Consider the following 25,389-nt stretch of genomic DNA (forward strand, 5'->3'; position numbering starts at 1 on the left):
TGCAGCGGTTTTCCGTCCGTATCCCGCTCTGAGCTCTCTAAAATCATCGGGACGGGGACTTCCATTGATGCGCGAATTGGTCGTTGCGGTCGATATCGGAACCGGTAGCGCCCGTGCCGGCTTTTTCGACCGGAAAGGCAAGCTTCTTGCGCGGGCCGACAGGCCGATTGCCATGAACCGGCCGGAAGAAAACCACGCCGAGCATGACTCTGAGGATATCTGGGCGGCCGTATGCGGGGCGGTCAAGGTGGCACGAGACAACGCCGGGGTCCGGCCCGAAAGCGTGGCGGCCATCGGTTTCGACGCGACCTGCTCGCTTGTCGTGCGCGACCGCGATGGCGCACCGCTTTCGGTCAATCGCGCCGGTGAAGCGCGCTGGGACACGATCGTCTGGCTCGATCACCGGGCGCTGGCGGAGGCCGATTTCTGTACGTCGACGGAGCATCCCGTTCTTCATCATTCCGGCCGCGTGATGTCGCCGGAGATGGAGATGCCGAAGCTGATGTGGCTGAAGCGGAACCTGCCGCGGCAGTGGGAGAGGGCGGGCTATTTCTTCGATCTTGCGGATTACATGTCGTGGCGCGCGACAGGCAGCGCGGCTCGCTCGCGCTGCACCCTGACGGCAAAATGGAATTATCTCGCTCACAAGGAGAGTGGCTGGCAGCAGGACTATCTCGAACGGATCGGTCTCGGGGACCTTCTCGACCGGGGAAGATTGCCTGAGGAAACCCTGCCCGTCGGAGGTGCCGTCGGGCGCTTGAGCGCGGCGGCGGCGGAGGAACTTGGGCTCGATACGGAATGCCGCGTTGCACCGGGGCTGATCGACGCCTATGCCGGCGCGCTCGGCGTGCTCGGTGGATTTGCCGCCGAGCCCGCAAATCTCGAACGGCAGCTGGCCCTCATCGGCGGCACGTCAAGCTGCATCGTCGCCTTTTCGCGCGATATGAAGCCTGGCTTCGGCATGTGGGGGCCGTATTTCGAAGCGGTGTTTCCGGGCTGCTGGTTGGTCGAGGGCGGGCAATCGGCGACGGGCGCGCTCCTCGACCATATCGTCCGCGTGCATGGTGCCGGGTGCGAGCCGACCGCGGAGACGCATGGGAAGATCATCGAGCGCGTCCAAGAATTGCGTGCGCTGCACGGCCCGAGCTTCGCCGATCGACTGCACGTCCTACCTGATTTTCACGGCAACCGGTCGCCGCTGGCCGATCCGCATGCGCTCGGCGTCATCAGCGGCCTCGCGCTCGATTCATCCTTTGACGCGCTTTGCCGTCTCTACTGGCGCACCTGTGTTGCGATTGCGCTCGGAATTCGGCACATCCTCGAGATGATGAAAGAGGCGGGATACAACCTCGATACGCTGCACGTGACCGGCGGCCATGTGCGCAATCCGTTGCTGATGGAGCTCTATTGCGACGCTACCGGTTGCCGCGTCGTTGCGCCCGAGACGCCCGATGCAGTGCTGCTCGGCACCGCGATGGCGGCGGCTGTGGCCGGCGGTCTTTATTCCGGTCTCGCACAGGCCGGATCTGGGATGGCGTCCGGCGGCGAGGTCCGTCTTCCCGATGCTGCCTCGCGCGACCTCTACGACCGCGACTATCGGCGGTTTCTCACGCTTTACCGGCATCGCGCCGAGCTGGAGGCGATGCGATAACGGTGCCGCGTCGATGTCATTTTTTATTGGAACCTTTTTTTCCTTCGCGCGTTTTTGCGTACAACCGGACGGTGGCGCACATCGCCCCCAATGTGACGCCGGAGGCATACCGCCGGTTGCCAACTCACATCCCCTCTGTGAGTTGATTCAGCTCAGCCAGTGCCCTTCCCTCGGCACTGGCTGTTTTGCGTTTGGCACTGTAGGCTTTTCAGAAAGATCTCAGGAAGATCGCCGTTCTTCGCGGCTCAGGCGGCCGCTTTCGTCGACTCGTTGAAGAAGAGTGCCTGGCTGATAAGTGCCTTGACCATATCAGGGTTGAAGGGCTTCGTAACAAGGAATGTCGGTTCGGGCCGTTCGCCGGTAAGCAGCCTTTCGGGGAATGCGGTGATGAAAATCACCGGGATGGCACTGGTCTTCAGAATCTCGTTGACGGCATCTATGCCGGAACTGCCGTCGGCCAACTGGATGTCGGCGAGCACCATGCCCGGCTTGGTTTCCTTGTAAAGAGCGATTGCCTCGTCCCGGGTGCGTGCAATGCCGGTGACGCGATGGCCAAGGCTCTTGACCATCTGTTCGATGTCGATCGCGATCAGCGGTTCGTCCTCGATAATCATGATATCGGTGGCAACCTGGCGGGAGATTTCCTGCGAGGCCCGCTCGAGAAGATCGCTCAATCTGGTTGAATCGACGTTAAGCACTTCTGCAGCCTCGGATGGGCTGAAGCCCTCGACCGACACGAGCAGGAAGGCCTGGCGTGCAAGCGGTGATACCGCCGCCAGGTTGACCGACGCCCGCTGTTCCCAGGCAAAGGGCGAAACCGGTTCCGGGATCAGGACCGAGGAAGAACCAAACAATGAAGTGTAGAGGCGAAACAAGGCGACCCTGTCGTTGCTTGCTTCTGGAAAGATCGTGGTATCGGCGATAAGAGCTTCAAGAACCGCGGCTACATAAGCATCGCCCGACGTTTGCGAGCCGGTCAGCGCGCGAGAGTAACGGCGCAGATAAGGCAGCAGTGGAGCGATCCGGTTCGACAGTGTCATGCAGGACTCCCTCGGTCATTCTTTGTATTTCTGTCACCACGCGGAAACGCCCCGCCGAAAAAAAGGTTCCGCGCCGGAACATTTCATTTTTCCTCTGCGTTATGGTGCAGGCGAACTCTCGAAGGTGACGATTGTAAAATGAGGTATAATTCAGGGGCAGGGCGGCCGATTGGCACAAGCTCGTCGACCGACGATCCGAATGCACAGATCGCGGCGAAGCTGAAAGCGCTCTATCAATCAGTACAAGAGGAGGCGATTCCAACCCGCTTTCTCGATCTGCTGGAAAAGCTGGACGCAGCGGAACAGCACTCGACTCTGCAAGGCCGATCGGTTCTGCAAGGCAGGGAGTAACCGCCGGAATGTCGTCCGAAAACCAAGAATTCAAGCGTGAGATGCTTGCTGCACTGCCAAGCCTGCGCGCATTTGCCATGTCGCTTATCGGTCGCCACGACCGTGCGGACGATCTCGTGCAAGACACGATCATGAAAGCCTGGGCCAAGCAGGATCATTTCGAGATCGGTACCAACATGAAGGCCTGGCTTTTTACGATCCTGCGCAACGAGCTCTACAGCCAGATGCGCAAGCGCGGCCGGGAGATCCAGGACAGCGACGGCCATTTCACCGATACCCTTGCCCACCACCCCGAGCAATATGGTTCGCTTGATCTTCAGGATTTCCGGCGCGCTCTGGATCAGCTGCCACCGGACCAGCGTGAAGCCATCATTCTGGTCGGCGCATCCGGCTTTTCCTACGAAGAAGCCGCCACGATCTGCGGCTGCGCACTGGGCACCATCAAGAGCCGTGTCAATCGCGCCCGCCAGCGCCTGCAGGAAATTCTCCAGGTGCAGGGCGAGAACGATTACGGCCCTGATGAGACCTCGGCGCCCATCACCTCGCGCGCCTTCGTTTCATGATATTCCCGCGCGCTCTTGACGTCAGACTGTTGCAAGTCGAAGGCGGTCCTGCTTTTTTGCTGCGAGCACCGGTCACCGCGGTGATGGCGGGAACTTCTAAACCCTGATTGGTTCTGCTGCGGTGCGCGAGTTGGAGTTGGACCGGATGCGCGAGAAGACCGAGGCGATGCTTCCAGCGGTAGCGCAGGTGCTCGACACCCCCGAAAGACTTGGCGTGCTGCATGCGGTCGTACCCGACATGGCGGTGCCGGACGGCGACTTCGATGGTCTTGCGAAGCTCGCGGCAAGCCTGTTCGGCGCGCCGATCGCGCTCGTCAGTCTTGTTGACAGTGAATGGCAATGGTTCAAGGCGGCCGTTGGAACAACGGAAACGCGACAGCGTTGCGACGAATCCTTCTGCCTCCACACAATTGCGGACCCCGGCAGCGTCCTCGTGGTGCTCGATGCTTCCCGGCATCCGTTATTTCGTCATCGGCCAAGGGTAACTGATGCGCCGTTCCTGCGGTTCTACGCAGGCGCCTGCATTCTTTTGGACGGCCAGGCAGTCGGTACCGTCTGCGTCTTCGATGTGGCACCGCGCCAGGAGATCGCCCCGAAACTGGTCGATGACCTTCGCCGGGTCGCCGATATTGCGGCCTCGCTGCTCAAGCTGAAGGACGAGGCGCGCCGACGTGCACTCAAGGAAGCGGCACTTTCGCGCGAGGAGCAGCGCCTCGCCATGGCGCTTGACGCGGCAAATGTCGGCAGTTGGCTCTGGGACATCCGTGCCGGCGTGGTTGCGGGCAACAGCGCGATGATGCGCATGTTCGGGCTTCGGGCCGAGCGTTCCGTCGGTGCCAAGACGATTTTCGCCGCCATTCATCCCGACGATCGCGTCGCGACATTTTCCAAGCTCAGGGAGGCCATGGCGGCGAACGAGGAATATGACGGCATGTTTCGCATCCGCGACAGCGGGCGCTGGCTGCTTGGCCGCGGCAGGGTGCTCGACCGCGACGGCAAGGGTGCTCCACTGACCTTCCTCGGCATGACCATCGACGTCACAGATCAGCAGGAGTCGGTGCAGCGGACGCGACTTCTGCTCAAGGAACTGAATCACCGGGTCAAGAATACCTTGGCAATGCTGCAGTCGCTGGCCCGTCAGACGCTTCGACAGACGAGCGATCCGGTGGAATTCATGGCGGCATTTGCGGGCCGGCTCCAGGCCATCTCGGACGCACACGGGTTGTTGTCCGACTACGAATGGGGCACGATCCACCTTTCCGAGCTGATATCGAAGCAGTTGCGCCCCTATGTCAGCGACTACGCTGAACAGGTCGAGATCCACAAGGACGAGATCCTGCTGGGGCCGGACCAGGCGGTTGGCCTTGGGCTGGTGCTGCACGAGTTGGCGACGAACGCCGTGAAGTACGGCTCGCTTTCGGTGCCGAAGGGCAAGGTCGTCCTGACGGCGCGCGGCGTCGTCGAAGACGGCGGTGCCGTCTTGCACCTGACCTGGACGGAGGTGGGCGGTCCCCCGGTTCGCGAACCGAGACGACGGGGCTTCGGCTCGATCCTGATCGAACGCAGCCTCGACAAGGTCATCGGCAGTTCCGTCAAGGTGGAATACCTGCCGGCCGGCGTGACCGCGCTGATCCGGCTGCCACTATAGGCATGATTGCCGTAACGTTCCCGTAGTAGGCGAGAGTGGGGAATTGAGAGACTGTGGTTTGCCGGGAGAAGGTGGCCGGCAGGCCGATTGAGGTGGCGTTTACCGCGCGAGATCATACCGCCTCGGCGCGAAATCAGCGCTCTTCGCTGCGACGGCGGCCCCTGCCGACACCAAGCAGGGCTCCCACCGCGATGGCTGTCGCGGCAGCGAGCAGCGGCTGCTTTCGCACGATGCTTCCGGCGGCAACAAGTGCCAGATTCGCCTGGAGCGCCGCGCGACGCTTGCGCGCTTCGGCGATCCGTCTATCGCGGGCACGAAGCCCTGCCATGACGCCGATAAGGATCAACGCCGTCACGAACAGAACGACGGCTATCGTCGTAGCGGCTGCCACGGGCGAATAGCGTGCCGCGAGAAACAACGCGACCGCTGCCAGCGCGAAGACGTAAGCGGTGCCGAGCAAGATCGCGATGATCGCCCATAAAAAAACGTTGCGCCTGTAGCGTGAGGCGGTGGCGGTCACGTCGACTGCGAGCAAGGCGGACAAGGCGGCCCCGAGGGTTCCCATGCAAGCTACTCCGATCACCCGTCAAGCGGTGCAGGAAACGCGGGCTTCCTGGCTGTTCACCCCTATGGAAATGTTATCGGCGTAGAAGCGCAGCCGCGATAAGACCTATCGCCGCCGCAGCGCCGAGCGTTGCGATCGGATGCTCGCGCACCGCCCTGCGGATCTCCCGTTCCGTTCCGGAATAGCGGTCGCGCAAATCCGAGAGCAGTTGCTCGCCGCTGGCCAGAAGATTTTCAAGATCGGCTTCGGCCCGATCGCGCGCGCCCATCGCCTTGGCTTTCGCGTCGTGGGAAACGGCCGCCCCGCGCTCGCTGAGAAGTCCGACGAGCGCCGCTATGTCCTCGCGAATTTCGTGGAGTTGATCTTCGATGGGGGATTCGCCATGTCCGCCGTTGCGTTTCCTGGTGCTCGAACTCGAGAAGAGGCCCGTTGCCATGATATGAAGCTCCCTTTCGCTGCAACGCCGGCCAAGACAGCCGGCGCGTGTTCAACCCCCATCGGCGAGGCACGCCTCGGCCGACATTCAGCGGAACAACGCACGAAGACGAGTTTTGTTTCGATAAATCCTGCCCTTGTCGCAAACAGCTGCCGGCAGCAGTAAAAACGGCGCGCAGGCGGCCGATCGGGATCAGATCGCCACCGATTGCGGCAGTACAAAGGGAATGTCTCTTGCCGGGGTCACATTGACCTGCATCCGGCATCCGAACACGGCCTCCATGGTTTCGTCGGTCAAGACGCTTTTTGGCGGCCCGCTTGCGCGGACACGGCCGGCCCTCATCATGACCATCTGATCCGCGAACATGGCGGTCAGATTGAGATCGTGCATGACCGCGACCACGCCGCCTCCGCGTTCACAGAATTGGCGTGCCAGCTGCATGATCGTCAGCTGGTGGCGGATGTCGAGGCTCGATACGGGCTCGTCGAGCAGGAGATAACGGGGCTCGCCATCGCTGACCGGCGCCGAGATCTGGCAAAGGACACGCGCAAGCTGGACGCGCTGCTGCTCGCCACCCGAGAGCTCCTGATAGAAGCGTCCGGCAAAGCCCGCCAGGTCCACGGCTTCGAGCGCATCATCGGCGACGCGGTCGTTGGCGGCATGGCTGCCCGTGCCGCCGGCAGAGAGGCCGAGACGGACGATTTCGCGTACCGTGAAGGGGAAGGAAATAACCGTCGATTGCGGCAGGACGCCGCGTTTCAGCGCAAGCTCCCATGGCCTGAGGCCGGCGAGATCATGCCCGTTGATGGTGACCCTGCCGGAGACGGGCGACAGTTCGCCCGAAACCGCCTTCAAGGTGGTTGTCTTGCCCGATCCGTTCGGTCCGACGATCGCGGTCATCGTACCGGCAGCGGCGGCGAACGAGACGCCGTGGAGGACCTGCCTGCCCCCAAGGCGGACGGAGATATCGGAAACGGTGATCATGACGCGCTCTCAAATTCCCATGTTCGATCGCCCGCGCAGCAGGATCCAGAGAAAGAAGGGCGCGCCAACGAAGGCGGTGATGATGCCGATCGGCAGTTCGGCGGGGGCGACGATCGTCCGGGCCAGCATGTCGGCAAAGATCAGCATCGTCCCGCCGAGGAGGGCCGAGGCGGGCAGCAGGTAGCGGTGGTCCGGACCGATGACGAGGCGCAGAAGATGCGGCACGACGATGCCGACGAAACCGATGCCGCCGCTGACCGCAACGGACGCACCGGTCGCGGCCGCAACGCTCAGGATCGCGACGTTCTTCAGGCGCTGCACGGGAACGCCCATGTGGAATGCCGCCGCTTCGCCGAGCGTGATCGCGTTCAAGCCGCGTGCCAGAAAGGGGACCACGGCAAGCGACGTGAGGATGATTGGGGCGGCGGCGAGAATTTTCGTCCAGTTGGCGCCGGCAAGCGAACCGAGCCCCCAGAAGGTCAGGTCTCGCAGTTGCTTGTCATCGGCAATAAAGACGAGGACGCCCGTGACCGCACCGGTGAGCGCGCCGAGCGCAATGCCCGCAAGCAGCATTGTCGCCACCGACGTCTGGCCGCCGCGCGTCGCAATGCGGTAGAGGAGGAGGGTCGTGACGAGGCCGCCGAAGAAAGCAGCGATCGGAAGCGCGTAGAAACCGACGAGTGCAAAGAGCGGGCCGAACAGGCTGGCGCCGAGCACGATCAGCAGAACGGCGCCAAGACTCGCGCCGGACGAAACGCCGACGAGACCGGGATCGGCGAGCGGATTGCGGAACAGGCCCTGCATGACCACGCCGGAGACGGCGAGGGACGCGCCGACCAGCAGGCCAAGCACGGCCCGCGGCAGGCGGATATCGAGGATGATGATGCGGTCGCGCGCACTCAGCGCCTGGTCGGCGCCCTCTGCACCGGAAAGCCAATCGAAGACATTGGAGAGCGAGGCGTCGGCGGCGCCGGTCATGATCGACGTGACGAATGTTGCCGCCGCAAGGACCGCGAGCACAACAATCAGCAGGCGCGCAAGCCCCGAACGGTTCCCCGCGCGCCATTCGCTGACGATATTGGCGGCGAAGGCAGGCGCGCGCATGCTGCCTTCCATCGCCTCACTGCGGGGCATTGGTCTTCTTTCCGTAAATTGCGGCATTCAGTTCACGGATCGCGCCCGCGGTGCGGGGGCCGAAGCCAAGCAAGTGCAGCCCGTCCATGCGGATCAGCGCCTTGTTTTTCGCAGCCGGCGTCAAGCTTAGGGCCGGCATGGCGAACAGCTCGTCGACGCCGGTCGAATGATCGCCGCCCCGGGTCATCATCAGGATCACATCCGGCTTGGCCTCGATGATCGCCTCGTCGGTCAGTGCCTTGTAGCCCGGAAATGCGCCAGCGGCATTGACCGCGCCAGAAAGCTCGATAATCCCGTTTGCGGCCGTGCCTGTGCCGGAAGCCAGGATCTTGCCGCCCTGGGTGCTGAGAATGAAGAGGACGCGTTTGCGGTCGCTCTCGGGGCGCTTTGACGCCTCCGCGAGCGCGGCATCGAGGTCCCGCTCCACGGATTTTGCAAGCGCCTCCGCCTTTTCCTCAACTCCGAGAAAGGCCCCTACCGCGCGGATCTTCGCGACGATACCGTTCCTGTCGAATGTCTCGGGAACGCTGGTGAAGGGAATGTTTGCCTCCTTCAGCACCGCAAGCGCCTCCGGCGGTCCGCTGCCGTCGACTGCCACGATCGCCGTCGGGTTGACGGCGATGATGCCTTCCGGCGCCAATTGCCGCATATAGCCGACATCGGGGAGCTTCGTTGCCGGTTCCGGGTAGGTGCTGGTGGAATCGCGACCGACGAGGCGGTTTTCCTCGCCGAGCGCGTAGATGATCTCGGTAACCGCACCACCGACCGACACGACGCGGGAAACGTCCGGTCGCTGCATGTCCTCGGCCATTGCCGGGGGCAGGAAGGAGGGGCCTCCGGGGGCCAGCGTCGGCAGCAGCAGCGGCGCGGAAAGCGCGAAGGCGGCAAGCGCCAGCTCCCAACGGCGAAGGCGGCGGAAATCGAGACCGGTGATCATGATCGTTCCTCAGGCTGCGGCAGTCGTGTTCAGCCGGGGCAGGCCTTCTACGAGGCTGCGCCACTCGGGCCGTTCGGCCAGACCTTCCTTGCGCTTGCCGAAGAACTGAATGACCATCTCGCCCTTGGCGTCGAGCGCCTCAAGCGAGGTCACATGCCCGTCCGTCGTCGGTTTGCGCACGGCCCACAATTCGGCGATATGATCCGTGCGCAGATGAAGATGAAACGTCGGATCCATGACGTTGAGCCACGGACCCATCACCCCGATGCGGGCAACCGGACCGGAATGGATCTGGATGACGCCGCGGTTGCCAACGAAGCACATGATCGGCAGTTCGATTTCGGCGCCGCCGCGCATCATCGTCTCGACGCCGGTCGGATCGAGGCGCCACGCCAGGTCTTCGCCGACGGTATGCAAGGCTTGGCGCCGGCCGATCTTCAGGTTGCGCAACATTCCGTGGAACTGATGAGTGTCGGTCAGCTTCGTCCAGCGCTCCCTGAGTTCCGTGGCATCGACCGCGACATCGTGCCCGTCGTCGCTCGTCGGTGCGCTCGAGTCGGCAACGAAATCCTGCGACTGGTCAGGGAGACGGAAGTCCTCGACGATCCTTTCGTAGGCGGCGAGGTTCGAGGCGGGGCGCAGGTGAACCTTGTGGACGGCATTGCCCCACTTGTCGAAGAATTGCAGGCTGCGGCGGATTTCACCGTTGGAGTCTGTCTTGCTGACGGCAAAGCCGTGAGCCCAAGCGCTGGGGAAGATGCGAAGGTCGATTTCGGACCCAAGCACCAGGGCAGCGGCCTTTCCTGCCTTGATGTTTTCGTAGACGCCGATCTTCTCGTGGACCGCACTTTCGTTTCGGGTGAGCGCCAGCACTTCGCCCAGTTCCTCGACGCGCGCGAGGAAGCGGTTGGCGTCGCTATCGATGCGGACCGTGGTGAGGCCGCATTCTGCCGCAACGAGCGCGGCTTCCGAGACGCCGAGCTGCGCTGCGATATCGCGCTCGCGCAGCTTCGGGTTTGCTGCGCGATAGGCGCGGATTTCGGAAGGGGTTGGGCGAATGCTGTCGATCATTGTCGTCTGCCTATTTATTCAGGATCAATTTGCCCTGACGGGTGATCTTCATCCGGTAGATCGTGCCGTCGTGCGAAATGAGGATCTCGCTTTCGCCGCGGAAAAGGTCGCGGCTTTCCACGACTCGCTCGGTTCGACCGGCAAGGGTCGGCTGCGAGGGGCGCGCGTTATCTGTATCGTTAGGTGTCACGGTCTCGGCCAGTTCGCGAGGGACGAACCGGCTGTTTCCCGAATTCCTCCCACGTATTCCTATTAGTATCTTGACTTCATTACTCATATTTATTTAAGGACGCAATACCGGATTATTACAGTCAAGTTATGAGCGCGAAGCCTTCGGGAATGCCGGGCAAGACGCGCAGATGTCGAGTGGTGTTATGATGACGCGTCTTTTCCGTTTCGCTTTTTCGGCCGCATTCTTGCTCCTTCCCGCTGCCGCGCCAGCCATCGCGCAGGAGGCTGCGGCTTCGGGTGGGCTCGCCATCGAGCTGAACGACGTCGCTCCATCGGAGAAGGGCTGCAAACTGACGTTCGTTGCAGGCAACGCGCTGCCGCAGTCGCTCTCGAAAGTCTCCTTTGAATTCGTCCTCTTCGATCAGCAGGGACTGGTGGAGCGCATGGCCGTGCTCGACTTCCGTGATCTGCCTGCCGGCAAGACGAAGGTGCGCCAATTCGATCTGCCGGGCACGAAATGCGAGTCGGTGAAAAGTCTCCTGATCAATGATGCACCGGCATGTGTCGGCGATGGCGTCGACAAGAACGCCTGCATGACGGGTCTCAAGACCGGTTCCAAGTCGGCGGTCGAGCTCAAGGGCTGAGGCGATGCCGGCCGGTCGGCGATGAAGGTACGCATTGATGAAGCAGACGGTGAAATGGACGGGGGCGATCGCACTGTCACTTCTTGCGCACGCAAGCGGCGCGATGCTGTTCAGCCCAGATAAGGAGGTCGTCCAAACTGCAGGCGGCGCTGCTACGGAAGTGACGCTGCTTGGCGACGCTTTCGAGCAGACGCTCCAGGCGGGTGATCCCTCTGACATCGTCGAGCCGACCGAAGACATGCCGGAAGAACTGAAACCGGACGAGATTCAGCCGACTGAGGAGCTCAGCGAGGAAGTTCCGCCGAGCACGCCGGAGGTGGCTTCGCAGCAGCCGTCCGACATCACGCCGACGGAGGCGGACGTCATTCTGCCGGCGGAGGAGATCCCCACCCTTCAGCAGGCGGAGGCCGCGGTAACAGCCAGCGTGGCGCCCGTCGAGACCGTCGTTCCGGAAGAAAAGCCGGAGCCGGAAAACGTCGAGAAGCCAAAGGCGGAAAAACCGGAGCCGAAGAAGGAACTGGTGAAGAAAAAGAAAGTCACGCGGAAAAAAGCCGGTGACGGCGGCGAGCAAGCGAAATCGCAGATCCGGGGCAAGGCCGACGGCGTCGAAAATGCCGCGGCAAGCGCCGCCGCGGGCAACAAGGGGAGCATTGCTCAGCAATCGGGCAATGCCGCAGCGTCGAACTATCCCGGCAAGGTGCGCAGCAAGCTCAATCGCGCCTTCCGCTATCCCTCCGAGGCAAAGCGCCAGCGGTTGCGCGGCGTCGCCCACGTTCGCTTCACCGTAACCTCCGGTGGTGGCGTGGCGGGCGTCAGCCTGGCAAAGAGCGCAGGTTCACCGATCCTCGATGAAGCGGCACTCGACACTGTACGCCGCGCGGCTCCCTTCCCGGCGATTCCTGCCGGTGCAGGTCGCGACAGCTGGGTTTTCACCATCCCGCTGACGTTTACCACCCGTTAAATGCCGTTCGCACGCCTGCGGAAGAGGCGAATCCCACCGTTTTTTACTTTCGCCATGCGCCCGTAATTGGCCGGCGAACGGCGGGTGTGTGGTGGCAGCGGAGGCCCGACAATGGTCTAAAAAAATATGAACTTGAAACTCATGTTTATACTTTACTCTGATTATCAAGTTTAATAGGTTGCCGCCATCACGCAACCGTTCGGTGTGTGCTCTGAATCAATCCCGGGGGTGATCGACGGCGAAGTGCCGCGTGCCACGGAAGCAAGATGGAGAGGAATGCATGCGCGGCAAGCGGCAGAACGCAGGCAAGGGCAGCAAGGGCAAAGCGGCGAACGCAGCGCCCGAACCGAGGCCTGATGCCGGCAAGGCGACGCTCGAGGGTCGCAGCTTTCTCTATGTCGGTGGCCGGGACTGCCAGGTTGCCCATCTGCGTGAGATCGCCAGTTCCTTTGGTGCAGAGTTGATCCATCACGACGGGGGCCTGCGCGAAGCGGTGTCGCGCATCGACCGCGTCCTTCCTTCAGTCGACTGCGTCTTCTGCCCCATAGATTGCATCAGCCACGACGCGTGTCTTCGCGTGAAGACCGGCTGTAAGAAGTGGGGCAAGGCCTTCGTGCCGCTGCGCAATGGCTCGAAATCCAGCCTTGAGCGGGCGCTGCAGGATCTCACCACCAGCAGCCGAGACGGCTGACTTATCCGAAGAACATGCCACGCACGCGTGCGCATGGCGCGCCGTGCCCGGAGAATTGACGATGAATGATGAGCGCCCGGATCAGATGATGATGATCGGCCTTCACAAGTTGGCCTCGCAGTTCGGCGATGGACTGGTGCCCGAACTCTATGAACTCATGACCCGCCGTGCCCGCTTGCTGGAGGAAAATGCGAATGTTGCCGAGTTTCCCACTTGGCAGGCACGGCAGCCGGGCAGAGATCCTTTCGGGCTTGTGTCACCGCTTGAGGGGGTTATCCTGCCTTTCCCGAGTGCCGGGATCGATGCCACGTTGAAAAAAGATCGTGCATAGGGAGCGATGAGATGTACTTCGCGATGAACCGTTTCCGTATTGCGATCGGCCAGGAAGAGGCTTTCGAAGCCGTCTGGAAAGGCCGGGACTCGAGCCTCGCCGAAATGCCCGGTTTCATCGCGTTCCATCTCCTTCGCGGAGAGAGCGTGCCGGAAGAGGGCTACACACCCTTCATTTCGAAATCGACCTGGGAAAGCAAGGACGCCTTCATCGCCTGGACGAAGTCGGAAAATTTCCGAGCGGCGCACAGCAGCGCCGGCGACAACAAGGCGATGTATCTCGGTCCGCCGAAATTCGAGGGTTACTCGGTGGTCGAGGGCGCCTAGATCATTCATTGAACAATGAAATGATCCGACTCTTCGAAACTACACAATTCCGGGGGGAAAGCCGTTACACACCTTCCCTGGAGTTGCTCTGAGAGGCGCCCATTCCGGCAGCCATCAGCTTGCCTTCGACGGCAGAAATATCCCGAGCGCCACGGCGAGCCAGCCGGCCATCATCGCCAGTCCGCCAAGCGGCGCCGACATCGGGAAAAGACCGTGGCCGAGAGCATGGCGGGCGGTGAGATCACCCGCGAAGAGCGCGGTGCCCGCGGCCAGCAACAATGCCGCGATCGCAGCCGTACGGAAATGCGTCCACCCCGCATGGAGCGCGACAAGCGCCGGCGCGTGGGCGAGGCACATGGCGGAAGCGCCGCCGAGAAGCCGCGGATCGGCGCCATGCGACGCCGCTGCTGCGGCGGCGACACCGGCAACCCCCATCAGCCCGGCGACGAAAAGCACCGTCCCCCGCGTTCCGCTGTTCGGCATCGAAGACTATTCCTTGTTCTGCATGTGATGGGCGAGCCGCGTGATCGGTTCGAGAATGATTGCCTGCAACTTCGGATGGGCAACCGTCTCCTCGAGCGCGCGCGTGAAGCAAAGAAGCCATTCGTCGCGCTCAGCCGGACCGATTTGCGCGATGAAATGCCGACGGCGCAGCATCGGATGACCGCGCTTTTCTATGTAGATTGGCGGTCCGCCGAGCCAGCCGGTCAGATATTCGTAAAACTTTTCCTCGCTGCCTGAGAGGTCTGGCGGATGGACGGCCCGGCACCGGGCAGCCTCCGGGAGGCTGTCCATGAGCGCATAGAAGCGTCGTGTGAGCGCGCGAACCGTGGCGTCGCCGCCGATCGCTTCATAGAGTGTCGTCGTCTTGGTTTCCGGCATATCGTCGTCCTTCATCGATCTGTTATAACGCGATCCGTCTTCCGACAATCTCTTTCACCATTTCCGTTTGCGGCCTTTCATCGCGCCGCGCACCATGACATGGGCACTTGACAAACCGTCCAGACGGTATCTTTATGAGGCATGTCAAACGCCTATCACAGAAAGAAACAGCCCGAGCGGGTTCGTCAGCAACTGCTGGATGTCGCCGCGCGCCTCTCGCTGGAGCAGGGGATCGGTGCCGTGACGCTGGACGCCGTGTCGCAGGCGGCAGGCGTCAGCAAAGGCGGGCTCCTGCACCATTTTCCGAACAAGCTCGCCCTGCTCGACGGCCTGTTCGACGAGCTCGTCGCGCGCTTCGATCGGGCGATCGAGGAGGCGATGGCGGGCGACGATGTCGAGCGGGGGCGGTTCACGCGCGCCTATCTGACCATCTGCCTTGCACTGGAGGCGGAAGCGGACGGGAAGGGATGGCAGGTGCTGACGATTGCATTGCTCGCCGAACCGCATCTCAAGGCGCGTTGGCGCGATTGGGTGGCACAGCGCGCGGCCGAGTTCGCCGAGACCGATTCCTCGCCGAACTGCCTCCTCGCCCGTTTTGCCGCCGACGGCATTTGGCTTGCGGACCTGCTTGGGAGCCATGAACTCGATGCACAGACGCGGTCATTTCTGCTCCAGAGGCTCAAGGCGCTCTCACTGCAATAGTACAGCAAAGAAGTCGGAGCAGATCGCTCTCACCTATCACCGGAGACATCCCATGAACCCCGCCATGCTCTATACGGTCCTGGTGATCGCAATCGTCTTCGAGGTTCTTGGCACCTCCGCGATGCAGGCGGCGCAGCATTTCTCGCGGCTGGCGCCCACGGTGGTCATGGTGCTGTGCTATGCCGTCGCGTTCTTTTTCCTGTCCTATACGCTGCGCTATATTCCGGTCGGCATCGCCTATGCGCTGTGGAGCGGTCTCGGCATCGTGCTGATCTCGCTCGCCGGCTACCTCGTCTTCGGCCAGAAGCTCGACTTGCCGGCGATCCTAGGGCTAACGCTCATCATCGCCGGCGTGCTGGTCCTCAATCTCTTTTCCAAGTCGACGTTTCACTGAGCGCTTGAAGGGCCGCGCAAAGGGCCGTGCTCAAGACAGTGTTCGCGCTGCCCTCAGGGCGTAACGGCTGAGCCGACCGTATTTTCCATGGATTGGCCGAAGCGGCGAACCTGGTCATCGTAGTTCTCGCGTGTGCGCGGATCGAAGATCATGATCGGCGTCGAGACCGCGATACTGGCAGCGCTGCCGACGGTCTGCGCGGTGCCGAGCGCAACGGCTCCAACACGTTCGCCGAGCCCGACATCGGAATCCGTTACCGTCTGGCCGGCAATGAGCCGATTGCCGAGGAGCTGCACGACCTCCGGGCTCTCGGCGAACTTGCCATGGTTGAGCCTGTCCCCGCCTTTAAGCGCGGTCAGATCGAGCACCGTTATGCCTGCCTTCTCGAGCTGGCTCCTGTAGGGCTCGACCGACGGGTCGATCTGCCCGAGCCTGTCGATATTACCTGAGATCCGCCGGGAGATGGTAAGTGCGCGGTCATCGCGCGAAACGAAGAGCGTGAACTTGGGCCTCGATTTGCCCATGGCCTCCAACTGCTTGGCGAAGACGTCGACGTCGAGATCGGGCGAGGCGAGGATGACATCGGTGATCTTGGGGGCGATGCGGCCGTCGCGGATCGCCATCTGCCGCAGGGCCTCGACCGTCAGCCAGGATCCCATCGAATGCGCCATCAGCGTAATTTGGCCGACCGACGGGTCCTTTGATGCGCGGTGCAGGAGCTCCTCGAGGGCGTCGCGGGAATAGTTGGTGCTTTCCTTGTCGTAGTTGTAGTCGAAGATGCTGGCCCGCGACGGCCAGGTAAAGATGATCGGAGCGACATCGGCGCCCGAATCGTGGACGATCTGGACATAACGGTAGACCGCATCCTCGAACCGGTTGTTGAAGCCGTGAACGAAGATCAGGACGCGGCGGTTCTCCGGCATTTGCGCCTTGAGCCAGCCTTGCGCTTCCGGGCCGGGCTTCAGCGGCTTGACACTGACCGTCGAGAATTCACGCGTCGGATCGGCCGGCAGCTTCTTTGGCCACTGGACCTGACCGACCTTCCGGTTGCTGGCCGGAGGAATCGAGACGACGATTTCGGTCAGCGACAGTTGAGGCGCGCGCTCGCCGGTGTAGAGAATGCCGGGATCGGCCGACGGAGCGCGCGTCGTTGCCACCAGCAGGTCGACTTCCGATGCGCCGGCCGCCGTACCCGAGGGAACCAGAACCCCGACGGGGCGACCGCCGCAGCCGGCGACCGACAGCATCAATCCCAGGCAAAGCAGCGTGCGGCGCGACCGCGTTCTCAGACTCATAAACCGGATTGACGGCAACCTCGACACTCCCCGCACAGCTTTCGACGGTCGTCGTAACCGAAGATGATCGTACGCAAGCTCGCGTTCAGCGAAAGCCATGGCAGATTTTCTGCCTGTGGACACCTTTCGAATGGCGTTTTTCTATGGCGCTCCGGTCTCGTCGGCCTTTCCGCGGTGCATTCATGCAACATTTCGCTACATGCCGCGCTGGGAAAAACCCCTGAAATTCATTGAAATGGTCGATGGGTTTCAATAGCATCGCCGCGTCCCTTCTTTGGATGAGGCATGGAAGCACTCCATCCGATCTCCCTGATAATGCGAAGGAATTCTAAGGAATGCAGGCGGTTTTCGACGGCCATAACGACGTGCTTCTGCGCCTTTGGCAGCACAGCCGCAGCGGAGGCGATCCGATAGCCGAATTCGTCGAGGGAACCGACAAGGGCCACATCGATGCGCCGCGTGCCCGCATTGGCGGCCTCGCGGGTGGTCTCTCTGCGATTTATATTCCGTCGGGCGATCTGGTGCTGAAGACGCCGGATGAAAGCGGCCACTATGCTACCCCTTTGTCCGCGCCGCTTGATCGTCTGCCTTCGCTTGCTACGGCTATGGAGCTTGCAGACATCGCGATCAGGCTCGATAGCGCCGGAGCCTGGAGGCTCTGTCGTTCGACTGCGGAAATCCGCTCGGCGATCTCCGACGGTGTCTTCGCCTCCGTCCTGCATATGGAGGGGTGCGAGGCGATCGGCCCCGATCTCTCGGCGCTTGAAACCTTCTACGCCGCCGGGCTTCGGTCGCTGGGGCCGGTTTGGAGCCGGCATAACGTCTTCGGCCACGGCGTGCCGTTCGCCTACCCGATGTCGCCGGATACAGGCCCTGGCCTCACGGAGGCCGGGTTCGAGCTGGTGCGAGCCTGCAACCGGCTCGGCATCCTGATCGATCTGGCGCACAGCACCGAGCAGGGCTTCTGGGATGTGGCCAAGACCACCGACCAGCCGCTTGTCGCCAGCCATTCCAATGCCCATGCGCTGACGCCGGTCGCGCGCAATCTCACCGACAGGCAGCTCGATGCCGTGCGCGAAGGCCGTGGGCTCGTCGGCCTCAATTATGCGACGACGATGCTGCGCCCCGACGGGCAGGAGAACGCGACAACGCCTCTTTCCGATATGGTGCGCCACGTCGACTACATGGTCGAACGCATGGGAATCGATTGCGTCGCGCTCGGATCGGATTTCGACGGTGCGACAATACCGGAGGAAATAGGCGACGCGGCGGGTAACCAGAAGCTCGTTGCCGCACTGAAAGACGCCGGATATGGTGATGCCGAACTGGCAAAGATATGCCGGGAGAACTGGCTGAGAGTTCTGGGACAGGCATGGCACGAAGCTGCCTGACCTATGAAGAAAGCCCGGAAAGGGCATAAAACGAGGGAACTGCAAAAATGATGCACAAGCTCAATGGACGTTTTCGACTGCTTGCCGCTTCGGCAGCACTTGCAATGGTAATGGGAGCCGCGCAGCCTGCATTCGCAGAGACGCCGAAGGACACGCTGGTCGAAGCCTTCGCTATCGACGACATCATCACCATGGATCCGGGCGAAGCCTTCGAGCTTTCGACCGCCGAGATGACCAGCAACACCTACAGCCTGCTTGTCCGCCTCGACCTCAACGACACGACCAAGGTCGTTGGCGACCTCGCGGAGAGCTGGACGGTCTCCGATGACGGCCTGACCTATACGTTCAAGCTGAAGTCCGGCCTGAAATTCGCTTCCGGCAATCCGATCACGGCAGAGGACGTCGCCTATTCGTTCGAGCGCGCTGTGAAGCTCGACAAGAGCCCGGCCTTCATCCTTACCCAGTTCGGCCTCAACGGCGACAACGTCACCGAAAAGGCGAAGGCAGCCGACGAAACGACCTTCGTCTTCACCGTCGACCAGCCCTATGCGCCGAGCTTCGTCCTGAACTGCCTGACCGCGACGGTTGCTTCGGTCGTCGACAAGAAGCTAGTGCTCGAGCACGTCAAGCCGGTGACGCCAACCGAGGATTACAAGTACGACAATGACTTCGGCAACGAATGGCTGAAGACCGGTTACGCCGGTTCCGGCGCGTTCAAGCTGCGCGAATGGCGGGCGAACGAAGTCGTCGTGCTGGAGCGCAACGACAACTATTACGGCGAACCGGCGAAGCTCGCCCGCGTCATCTACCGGCACATGAAGGAAAGCTCCGGCCAGCGGCTGGCACTCGAAGCCGGAGACATCGACGTCGCCCGCAACCTGGAACCGGGCGACTACGAGGCCGTGGCGAAGAACAGCGATCTGGCGACGACCAGTGCAGCGAAGGGTACCGTCTATTACATCAGCCTCAACCAGAAGAACGAAAAGCTCGCCAAGCCCGAGGTGCGCGAAGCCTTCAAGTATCTCGTCGACTACGACGCGATCGGCTCGACGCTGATCAAGGGCATCGGCGAAATTCACCAGAGCTTCCTGCCGAAGGGCGTTCTCGGCGCGCTTGACGAGAATCCCTACAGGTTCGACGTTGCCAAGGCCAAGGAATTGCTGACGAAAGCCGGTTATCCGGACGGCTTCTCCGTCACCATGGATGTTCGCAACGGTCAGCCGGTCACAGGCATTGCCGAATCCTTCCAGCAGACGCTGGGACAGGCGGGCGTGAAGCTCGAGATCATCCCCGGCGATGGCAAGCAGACGCTGACGAAATACCGCGCCCGCAACCACGACATGTATATCGGCCAGTGGGGCATGGACTATTTCGACCCGAACTCGAACGCCGAAACCTTCACCAGCAACCCGGACAATTCCGACGAAGGCAAGAACAAGACGCTTGCCTGGCGTAATGCCTGGGACGTTCCGGAGCTGACGAAGAAGACCAAGGAAGCGCTCCTCGAGCGTGATAGCGCCAAGCGCGCCGAGACCTACAAGGAACTCCAGAAGACCGTTCTCGCGGAGAGCCCGTTCGTCATCATCTTCCAGCAGACGGAAGTTGCGGGCCTTCGCGGCAACCTGAAGGGTCTCAAGCTCGGTCCGAGCTTCGACACCAACTACGTTTGGAACGTCTCCAAGGAATAGGCCGAAAGGAACGTTCCCTTGAGCATGAGCGGAATAGAACGACCGAGCGGGCGCAGACGCGCCCGTTCCCGAAAGGCTGTGGCCTCGGCGCTGCAATTCCTTGTCGTCGTGGCAACCACCTATCTCGGCCTTCTCGCCGTCACCTTCTTCATCGGCCGGGTGATTCCGATCGATCCGGTGCTCGCCGTCCTTGGCGACCGGGCGCCTTCGCATGTGGTCGAGAGAACCCGTGAGGCGATGGGGCTCAACCTGCCTCTCTACCAGCAATTCTTCATCTATGTCCGACAGGCGCTTTCCGGCGATTTCGGCGTTTCGGTGCTCACGACCAACCCGGTCATGACGGACATCCGCCGCGTTTTCCCGGCGACGATCGAGCTTGCGACCCTCGGGACGCTGATCGGCGCCTTCATCGGCGTGCCGCTTGGAGTGCTTGCAGCGGTCAAGCGCGGCAGCATCGCCGACCAGATCGTTCGTGTCATCGGCCTTGTCGGCTACTCGGTTCCGATCTTCTGGCTCGCCTTGCTGGCCCTGCTCGTCTTTTACGCGCGGCTGCAATGGGTCGCCTATCCCGGCCGTATCGATGTCGTCTACGAATATACGTTTTCGCCGATCACCGGCTTTTATCTCGTCGACGCGCTCTGGCAGGGGCAGTGGGATGTTTTCCGCGATGTCTTCCGCCACATCATTCTGCCGGCCTCGCTGCTCGGCTATTTCTCGCTCGCCTATATCAGCCGCATGACCCGCAGCTTCATGCTGAACGAGCTGCAGCAGGAATATATCGTCGCCGCGCGCGCCAAAGGCCTTTCGGAAGCGCGGATCATCTGGGGCCACGCGCTCCGCAATGCAGCCGTGCCACTCGTGACGGTGATCGCGCTTTCCTATGCGGGCCTGCTTGAAGGCTCGGTGCTCACCGAGACCGTGTTCGCCTGGCCGGGCCTCGGCCTCTACATCACCAATTCGCTGCAGAATGCCGACATGAACGCCGTGCTTGGCGGAACGATCGTTATCGGGTCGGTCTTCATCGGCATCAATCTCCTGTCCGATCTCCTCTACCGGACGCTCGATCCGAGGACGCGCGCACGATGAGCCTTGCCACCGAAACACGACCGATGACGCGCCGCGAATGGCTGCTGTCCGACCGGCCACAGTCGCGCACCCAGGCGCGTCTCGGCCGCGCCTACATGACCTGGCGCCGTTTTTCGGCCAATCGTCTTGCGGTTCTCGGCCTGATCATTCTGCTCGGGCTGGTCTTTGTGGCAGCCTTTGCCGATGTGCTGGCGCCGCATTCGCCAGTGGTCGGCAATCTTGCGGGAGCGCGGCTGTTGCCGCCCGGCAGCGAGGGATATCTGCTTGGCACGGACGACCAGGGCCGCGATATCCTGTCGCGACTGATCCACGGGTCGCGGCTGACGCTTGCGGTGGTCGTGCTCGTCGCGGTCATCGCCGCGCCGGTCGGCCTCATCGTCGGTGCTGTCGCCGGCTACTCCGGAGGCTGGATCGACGCCGTGCTGATGCGCATTACCGACATTTTTCTCGCTTTTCCAAAGCTCGTGCTGGCGCTCGCCTTCGTTGCGGCTCTTGGACCCGGCATCGAGAATGCCGTTATCGCCATCGCGATCACCTCCTGGCCGCCCTATGCGCGCATCGCCCGGGCCGAGACGCTGACGGTGCGGAACTCGGACTATATCGCCGCCGTGCAGCTTATGGGGGCATCGCCAGCGCGCATCATCTTCCGCCATGTCATGCCGATGTGCCTGTCGTCGCTCATCGTGCGCGTCACGCTCGACATGGCCGGCATCATCCTGACGGCGGCGGGTCTCGGGTTTCTCGGCCTGGGGGCGCAGCCGCCGCTGCCGGAATGGGGCGCGATGATCGCCTCCGGCCGCCGCTTCATTCTCGATCAATGGTGGGTCGCCACGATGCCCGGCATCGCCATCCTGATCGTCAGCCTCGGCTTCAACCTGCTCGGCGACGGCCTGCGTGACGCGCTTGATCCACGGGAGAGCGGCCAATGACAGCGCTCTTGACCGTTGACGACCTCAGGGTTCGCTTCCCGACGCGCACCGGTGTCATCGAGGCGGTCCGCGGCGTCTCCTTCACGCTCGGGCGCGAACGCCTCGGCATCGTCGGCGAGAGCGGGTCCGGCAAATCGCAGACGGGGAGGGCGATCATGGGGCTCACGCCCTCGCATGCCGAGGTTACTGGGACACTTTCGTTCGGCGGTATCGATTTGCTTTCCGCGCCGCCAAAAATCCGCAGGGATCTCCGCGGCAAGCGCATCGCAATGATCCTGCAGGATCCGAAATATTCGCTGAATCCGGTGATGAGTATCGGCCGGCAGATCGTCGAGACGCTGAGGCGTCACGAGAAGATCGGCCGCGCGGAGGCCCGGGAGAGGGCGCTGGATATGCTCGCGGCCGTGCAGATTCGCGACCCGGCCCGCGTCTTCGACTTGTACCCGCACGAGGTCTCGGGTGGCATGGGTCAGCGGGCGATGATCGCCATGATGCTCGTCGCCGGGCCGGAGCTTCTGATCGCCGACGAGCCGACGTCCGCTCTTGATGTCACGGTGCAGCTGGAAGTGCTGTCGATCCTCGACAAGCTGGTTGCGGATCGCGGCATGGGACTGATCTTCGTCTCGCATGATCTCAGGCTCGTCTCGTCCTTCTGCGATCGGGTGCTGGTCATGTATGCCGGCAGGATCGTCGAGGAAATCGCCGCATCGGATCTTGGCAACGCCAAGCATCCCTATACGCAGGGCCTCCTGAACTGCATGCCAGTCATCGGGGCGGATCGCCATCCCTTGCCCGTACTCGACCGCAAACCGGAGTGGGCGCTATGACGACTTCCGTTTCCGTTCGAAACCTCACGGTCAGCTTTGACGAGTTCAAGGCGCTGGACGCCGTCGACGTGGATGTGGCTCCTGGCGAGTCCTTCGGTCTCGTCGGCGAGTCCGGCTCGGGCAAATCGACTCTGCTGAGGGCGGTCGCCGGACTTGCGCCGGTAACCGAGGGTACGATCCGCGTCGAGGACCGGCAGCTTCTGGGCGCTCGCCGCGACAAAGCCTTCTACCGCTCGGTGCAGATGGTATTCCAGGATCCCTACGGCTCGCTGCATCCGCGCCAGACGGTCGACCGGCAATTGCTGGAGCCGCTGGCGATCCACCGCGTCGGCGACGGCGAACGCCGCATCCTGAAGGCGCTGGACGAGGTGGGGCTCGGTTCGGGCTTCCGCTTCCGCTATCCGCACCAGCTTTCCGGCGGCCAGCGCCAGCGCATCGCCATCGCGCGCGCGCTCATTCTCGAACCCTCGATCCTTCTGCTCGACGAGCCGACGTCGGCGCTCGATGCATCTGTCCAGGCGGAAGTGCTCAACCTTCTCGAACAGGTGCGTCGCGACCGCAAGCTGACCTTCATCATGGTCAGCCACGACCTCGGGGTCGTCACCCATATGTGCGACCGGCTGGCGGTCATGCAGAACGGACGCGTCGTCGAGCGGCTGTCGTCGGCTGATCTCGTCGCGGGACGGATCGGCGAGGACTATACGCGCAACCTGATGGTGGCGAGCAAGGGATTTCGGCGGGGCTGAATATCGATCCGGGGTTCTGGTCGCTCCTCACCCTGACTGCTTCTGAAACAACAAAAAACGCCCCGAAAAGAGCTTCGGGGCGTTGTTCTGGGTCCTTGCGGATCATTTGCGCCGCAGGAAGCCGTCGGGGGCAACGGTAATCATCAGCTTCCGATCGATGGAGCGGTCAATCTCGAATTCGCGATGCGATTCGAGATATTTCCACACGGCCGTCTTGGGGTTGTTTCCCTTGCCCCAGGGACGATCGGGATAGGCTTCTTCCGGTAGATCTTCGATGACGGTATCGAACACGACGCAATAGCTGTCCTTCGTGATCAACGGCGCGTAGGCCTCCAGTTCCGCCAATACGTGATCATGGGTGTGATTGCTGTCGAGGCAGACGAGAACGCGCGAAAACGGCTTTGCAAAGTCGTAAACCCGCTCGACGACGTTCCGCTCGATGCTCGACCCCTGGATCATGTGGATCCTGGACGACATCGGGTGAGCCTCGATGGCCTCGCGGTTGTGGGCACGGATGTCGATGTCGACGCCCAGAACCTTCCTGCGCGGAGCGCGGGGATCGAATGTCGTGCCGGCCTCGATCGCATCGCTCATGTCGAGAAGCGCCAGGATCGATGCGCTCATGATGAGCGAACCACCGTGAGCGATGCCGGTTTCGATGATGAGATCCGGCCGGGTCTGCCAGATGATCTCCTGCATCGCGACGATGTCTTGCGGATACTGGATGATGGGCCGGCCCATCCAGAAGTAGTTGTAGGAGTATTTCGGACCGATCGACTGACGCAGGAAATCGGCGGCACTCTTCCGGAATTCGCTGTTTGCCTCGATTTCGGAGATGCGCGCAGCAACCTCCTCTCGGAAATCAGTCATGATCGACCTCAATATAGGTGTATGCGTTGTTGGACATTCGCTTGATCTCTTCGAGATAGTTGCGGTTCATCACGTAGATGCTTGAACCAGGGGGCAAATCCGCCAGGACATCCTCAGGCGCGCGGACCGGTAGTCCGGTAATCGGCAGGTATTTGCCCTGCTTGGCCGGGTTGATGTCGATGACCGCCTTTACCGGCAATCCCGCACGCGTGCGGAGCAGCGAGAAGATTACGCCCTTCGACGCTCCGCCCCAGATCACAGCCGGCTCCTGGTCCGCCGTATCCAGCGCCTCGATCTTGCGGGTGAAATCCGTGGGAAGGCCCGCCCGGTCGTTCTCATCGATGGCGGGTCTGCGCAACGAATTCAGTTCCGCGACGACGAACAGATACTGGCCGCCGAAGACCCGGCCGCTCGAGATGACGTTGCCGAAGATCCGGTGAAAGTCGGAAAGTCTGAAATAATTGACGTGCTCGTAGAAGATATCGAACCAGGCCCGGCGCTCGCAGATCCAGTCGAAGCAGGGAACTTCGATATAGATCTTTCCTTGGCCGCCATTCGCCTGTTTCAATTGCTCGAGAAAGGCGACGGGATCCGGAATATGCTCGAGCACATGGCGCAGGATGAGGCCCTTGGCCTCGATGCCGGACCCGGGCTGGAAATATTCCCTGCGGACGCGCGGGTTGTCGCCCTCATAGGCCGGATCGAAACCGGTGATATCGACGCCCTGGCCGAGAAGTTTCTCAAGGAAGAAAGCCTTCCCGCATCCAACTTCAACGAGCTCCTGGCGGCCCATCGTATCGAGAATGATCCTGGTGACATCATCCAGATGACGCTGGAACGAAGGGCTGACGGCCTGCTCGTTCTGATAGCTCGTATCGTAGATCATCAGTTCCGGCCTGAAGGCCGCATTGCGCACCAGGCCCGTGCCAAGATCCTCCACCAGGCGCATCTCGCCGCGCGGAGAGGATATTGCCTCGTCGGCGCTGTCGTACATCTTGTTCTGAAAAATCGGCAACTCGCGTTGCTCGTAAAGCACCCGCGTGGCGTTTCCTGATGCCATAAGTGGTTCCTCAGC

Annotated in this window: 30 protein-coding genes; 17 read left to right on the plus strand and 13 right to left on the minus strand. The window is 62.1% G+C overall.

Annotated elements, in window-relative coordinates; genetic code table 11:
- Positions 1–67: 67 nt before the first annotated feature.
- Positions 68–1,651, plus strand: a complete 1,584-nt coding sequence (locus ILFOPFJJ_RS05060) for an FGGY-family carbohydrate kinase (RefSeq protein WP_173509440.1) — start codon at positions 68–70, stop codon at positions 1,649–1,651.
- Between the two features lie 245 nt (positions 1,652–1,896).
- On the opposite strand, the gene ILFOPFJJ_RS05065 is transcribed toward ILFOPFJJ_RS05060, so the two are convergent.
- Positions 1,897–2,691 (minus strand): response regulator, encoded by a 795-nt coding sequence (locus ILFOPFJJ_RS05065; protein ID WP_173509441.1) that lies wholly within the window; start codon positions 2,689–2,691, stop codon positions 1,897–1,899.
- 138 nt (positions 2,692–2,829) lie between these two features.
- Between ILFOPFJJ_RS05065 and ILFOPFJJ_RS05070 the strand changes: the two genes are divergently transcribed.
- From ILFOPFJJ_RS05070 to ILFOPFJJ_RS05080, 3 genes are all read left to right on the plus strand, one after another.
- Positions 2,830–3,042: a NepR family anti-sigma factor gene (locus tag ILFOPFJJ_RS05070; RefSeq protein ID WP_173509442.1), complete on the plus strand. Its 213-nt coding sequence runs from the start codon at positions 2,830–2,832 to the stop codon at positions 3,040–3,042.
- Between the two features lie 8 nt (positions 3,043–3,050).
- Positions 3,051–3,605 carry an RNA polymerase sigma factor gene (locus ILFOPFJJ_RS05075; protein ID WP_173509443.1) on the plus strand — a complete coding sequence of 185 codons (555 nt, stop codon included), beginning with the start codon at positions 3,051–3,053 and terminating at the stop codon, positions 3,603–3,605.
- 145 nt (positions 3,606–3,750) lie between these two features.
- Entirely contained in the window at positions 3,751–5,253 is a 1,503-nt protein-coding gene (locus ILFOPFJJ_RS05080; protein WP_173509444.1) for a sensor histidine kinase, read from the plus strand.
- Positions 5,254–5,386: 133 nt separating this feature from the next.
- Here ILFOPFJJ_RS05080 and ILFOPFJJ_RS05085 read toward each other — a convergent pair whose 3' ends face one another.
- The 7 genes from ILFOPFJJ_RS05085 to hemP form a co-directional block, all read right to left on the minus strand.
- A complete protein-coding gene (locus ILFOPFJJ_RS05085; protein ID WP_173509445.1) occupies positions 5,387–5,818 on the minus strand; it encodes a hypothetical protein in 432 nt (143 codons plus the stop codon).
- A 73-nt stretch (positions 5,819–5,891) separates the two neighbouring features.
- On the minus strand, positions 5,892–6,254 hold the full coding sequence (locus tag ILFOPFJJ_RS05090; protein ID WP_173509446.1) for a DUF883 family protein: 363 nt from the start codon (positions 6,252–6,254) through the stop codon (positions 5,892–5,894).
- A gap of 192 nt (positions 6,255–6,446) precedes the next feature.
- Positions 6,447–7,238: a heme ABC transporter ATP-binding protein gene (locus ILFOPFJJ_RS05095; RefSeq protein WP_173509447.1), complete on the minus strand. Its 792-nt coding sequence runs from the start codon at positions 7,236–7,238 to the stop codon at positions 6,447–6,449.
- Positions 7,239–7,247: 9 nt separating this feature from the next.
- Positions 7,248–8,372: a FecCD family ABC transporter permease gene (locus tag ILFOPFJJ_RS05100; RefSeq protein WP_173509448.1), complete on the minus strand. Its 1,125-nt coding sequence runs from the start codon at positions 8,370–8,372 to the stop codon at positions 7,248–7,250.
- On the minus strand, positions 8,359–9,309 hold the full coding sequence (locus tag ILFOPFJJ_RS05105; RefSeq protein ID WP_173509449.1) for a heme/hemin ABC transporter substrate-binding protein: 951 nt from the start codon (positions 9,307–9,309) through the stop codon (positions 8,359–8,361). Before ILFOPFJJ_RS05105 ends, ILFOPFJJ_RS05100 begins: the two co-directional genes overlap by 14 nt.
- 9 nt (positions 9,310–9,318) lie before the next feature.
- A complete protein-coding gene (locus ILFOPFJJ_RS05110) occupies positions 9,319–10,380 on the minus strand; it encodes a hemin-degrading factor (protein ID WP_173509450.1) in 1,062 nt (353 codons plus the stop codon).
- Positions 10,381–10,390: 10 nt separating this feature from the next.
- On the minus strand, positions 10,391–10,501 hold the full coding sequence (gene hemP, locus ILFOPFJJ_RS36185) for a hemin uptake protein HemP (protein ID WP_246299465.1): 111 nt from the start codon (positions 10,499–10,501) through the stop codon (positions 10,391–10,393).
- 256 nt (positions 10,502–10,757) lie between these two features.
- On the opposite strand from hemP, the gene ILFOPFJJ_RS05120 reads away from it, so the two are divergent.
- From ILFOPFJJ_RS05120 to hmuQ, 5 genes are all read left to right on the plus strand, one after another.
- A complete protein-coding gene (locus ILFOPFJJ_RS05120; RefSeq protein WP_173510158.1) occupies positions 10,758–11,195 on the plus strand; it encodes a hypothetical protein in 438 nt (145 codons plus the stop codon).
- Between the two features lie 37 nt (positions 11,196–11,232).
- Complete coding sequence (locus ILFOPFJJ_RS05125; protein WP_173509452.1) at positions 11,233–12,156, plus strand: energy transducer TonB; 924 nt, start codon at positions 11,233–11,235, stop codon at positions 12,154–12,156.
- A gap of 280 nt (positions 12,157–12,436) precedes the next feature.
- The gene (locus ILFOPFJJ_RS05130; RefSeq protein WP_173509453.1) at positions 12,437–12,847 is read left to right on the plus strand and encodes a DUF2325 domain-containing protein; all 411 of its coding nucleotides are present in this window, start codon (positions 12,437–12,439) and stop codon (positions 12,845–12,847) included.
- 61 nt (positions 12,848–12,908) lie between these two features.
- Positions 12,909–13,178, plus strand: coding sequence for a hypothetical protein (locus ILFOPFJJ_RS05135; protein WP_173509454.1), 270 nt, complete (start codon positions 12,909–12,911; stop codon positions 13,176–13,178).
- An 11-nt stretch (positions 13,179–13,189) separates the two neighbouring features.
- On the plus strand, positions 13,190–13,504 hold the full coding sequence (hmuQ, locus tag ILFOPFJJ_RS05140; protein WP_173509455.1) for a heme-degrading protein HmuQ: 315 nt from the start codon (positions 13,190–13,192) through the stop codon (positions 13,502–13,504).
- Positions 13,505–13,618: 114 nt separating this feature from the next.
- Here the strand turns inward: hmuQ and ILFOPFJJ_RS05145 are convergent, their stop codons facing one another.
- Together ILFOPFJJ_RS05145 and ILFOPFJJ_RS05150 are read right to left on the minus strand one after the other, a co-directional pair.
- Positions 13,619–13,987: a DUF423 domain-containing protein gene (locus ILFOPFJJ_RS05145; RefSeq protein ID WP_173509456.1), complete on the minus strand. Its 369-nt coding sequence runs from the start codon at positions 13,985–13,987 to the stop codon at positions 13,619–13,621.
- Between the two features lie 6 nt (positions 13,988–13,993).
- Positions 13,994–14,386 (minus strand): globin domain-containing protein, encoded by a 393-nt coding sequence (locus ILFOPFJJ_RS05150; RefSeq protein ID WP_173509457.1) that lies wholly within the window; start codon positions 14,384–14,386, stop codon positions 13,994–13,996.
- 141 nt (positions 14,387–14,527) lie between these two features.
- On the opposite strand from ILFOPFJJ_RS05150, the gene ILFOPFJJ_RS05155 reads away from it, so the two are divergent.
- Together ILFOPFJJ_RS05155 and ILFOPFJJ_RS05160 are read left to right on the plus strand one after the other, a co-directional pair.
- Positions 14,528–15,088, plus strand: a complete 561-nt coding sequence (locus ILFOPFJJ_RS05155; protein WP_173509458.1) for a TetR/AcrR family transcriptional regulator — start codon at positions 14,528–14,530, stop codon at positions 15,086–15,088.
- Between the two features lie 52 nt (positions 15,089–15,140).
- On the plus strand, positions 15,141–15,482 hold the full coding sequence (locus ILFOPFJJ_RS05160; RefSeq protein ID WP_173509459.1) for an SMR family transporter: 342 nt from the start codon (positions 15,141–15,143) through the stop codon (positions 15,480–15,482).
- A gap of 53 nt (positions 15,483–15,535) precedes the next feature.
- Here ILFOPFJJ_RS05160 and ILFOPFJJ_RS05165 read toward each other — a convergent pair whose 3' ends face one another.
- Positions 15,536–16,777, minus strand: coding sequence for an alpha/beta hydrolase (locus ILFOPFJJ_RS05165; protein WP_173509460.1), 1,242 nt, complete (start codon positions 16,775–16,777; stop codon positions 15,536–15,538).
- Positions 16,778–17,112: 335 nt separating this feature from the next.
- Here ILFOPFJJ_RS05165 and ILFOPFJJ_RS05170 point away from each other — a divergent pair, with 335 nt between their 5' ends.
- Genes ILFOPFJJ_RS05170 through ILFOPFJJ_RS05195 form a run of 6 tightly spaced genes read left to right on the plus strand, consistent with a single transcriptional unit; the run spans position 17,113 to position 23,444 of the window.
- Positions 17,113–18,168, plus strand: a complete 1,056-nt coding sequence (locus tag ILFOPFJJ_RS05170) for a dipeptidase (RefSeq protein ID WP_173509461.1) — start codon at positions 17,113–17,115, stop codon at positions 18,166–18,168.
- Between the two features lie 47 nt (positions 18,169–18,215).
- Positions 18,216–19,856 (plus strand): ABC transporter substrate-binding protein, encoded by a 1,641-nt coding sequence (locus ILFOPFJJ_RS05175; protein WP_173509462.1) that lies wholly within the window; start codon positions 18,216–18,218, stop codon positions 19,854–19,856.
- Between the two features lie 24 nt (positions 19,857–19,880).
- The gene (locus ILFOPFJJ_RS05180) at positions 19,881–20,942 is read left to right on the plus strand and encodes an ABC transporter permease (RefSeq protein WP_173509463.1); all 1,062 of its coding nucleotides are present in this window, start codon (positions 19,881–19,883) and stop codon (positions 20,940–20,942) included.
- Positions 20,939–21,871 carry an ABC transporter permease gene (locus tag ILFOPFJJ_RS05185; RefSeq protein ID WP_173509464.1) on the plus strand — a complete coding sequence of 311 codons (933 nt, stop codon included), beginning with the start codon at positions 20,939–20,941 and terminating at the stop codon, positions 21,869–21,871. The genes ILFOPFJJ_RS05180 and ILFOPFJJ_RS05185 overlap by 4 nt, the downstream gene beginning before the upstream one ends.
- Positions 21,868–22,698, plus strand: coding sequence for an ABC transporter ATP-binding protein (locus ILFOPFJJ_RS05190; protein WP_173509465.1), 831 nt, complete (start codon positions 21,868–21,870; stop codon positions 22,696–22,698). Before ILFOPFJJ_RS05185 ends, ILFOPFJJ_RS05190 begins: the two co-directional genes overlap by 4 nt.
- Positions 22,695–23,444, plus strand: a complete 750-nt coding sequence (locus tag ILFOPFJJ_RS05195; RefSeq protein WP_173509466.1) for an ABC transporter ATP-binding protein — start codon at positions 22,695–22,697, stop codon at positions 23,442–23,444. The genes ILFOPFJJ_RS05190 and ILFOPFJJ_RS05195 overlap by 4 nt, the downstream gene beginning before the upstream one ends.
- Before the next feature lie 102 nt (positions 23,445–23,546).
- Here the strand turns inward: ILFOPFJJ_RS05195 and ILFOPFJJ_RS05200 are convergent, their stop codons facing one another.
- Positions 23,547–24,314 (minus strand): cephalosporin hydroxylase family protein, encoded by a 768-nt coding sequence (locus ILFOPFJJ_RS05200; RefSeq protein ID WP_173509467.1) that lies wholly within the window; start codon positions 24,312–24,314, stop codon positions 23,547–23,549.
- Positions 24,307–25,374 (minus strand): class I SAM-dependent methyltransferase, encoded by a 1,068-nt coding sequence (locus ILFOPFJJ_RS05205; protein ID WP_246299466.1) that lies wholly within the window; start codon positions 25,372–25,374, stop codon positions 24,307–24,309. Before ILFOPFJJ_RS05205 ends, ILFOPFJJ_RS05200 begins: the two co-directional genes overlap by 8 nt.
- Positions 25,375–25,389: the final 15 nt, after the last annotated feature.

It is taken from the genome of Sinorhizobium psoraleae (genome assembly GCF_013283645.1).
Lineage (GTDB): Bacteria > Pseudomonadota > Alphaproteobacteria > Rhizobiales > Rhizobiaceae > Sinorhizobium > Sinorhizobium psoraleae.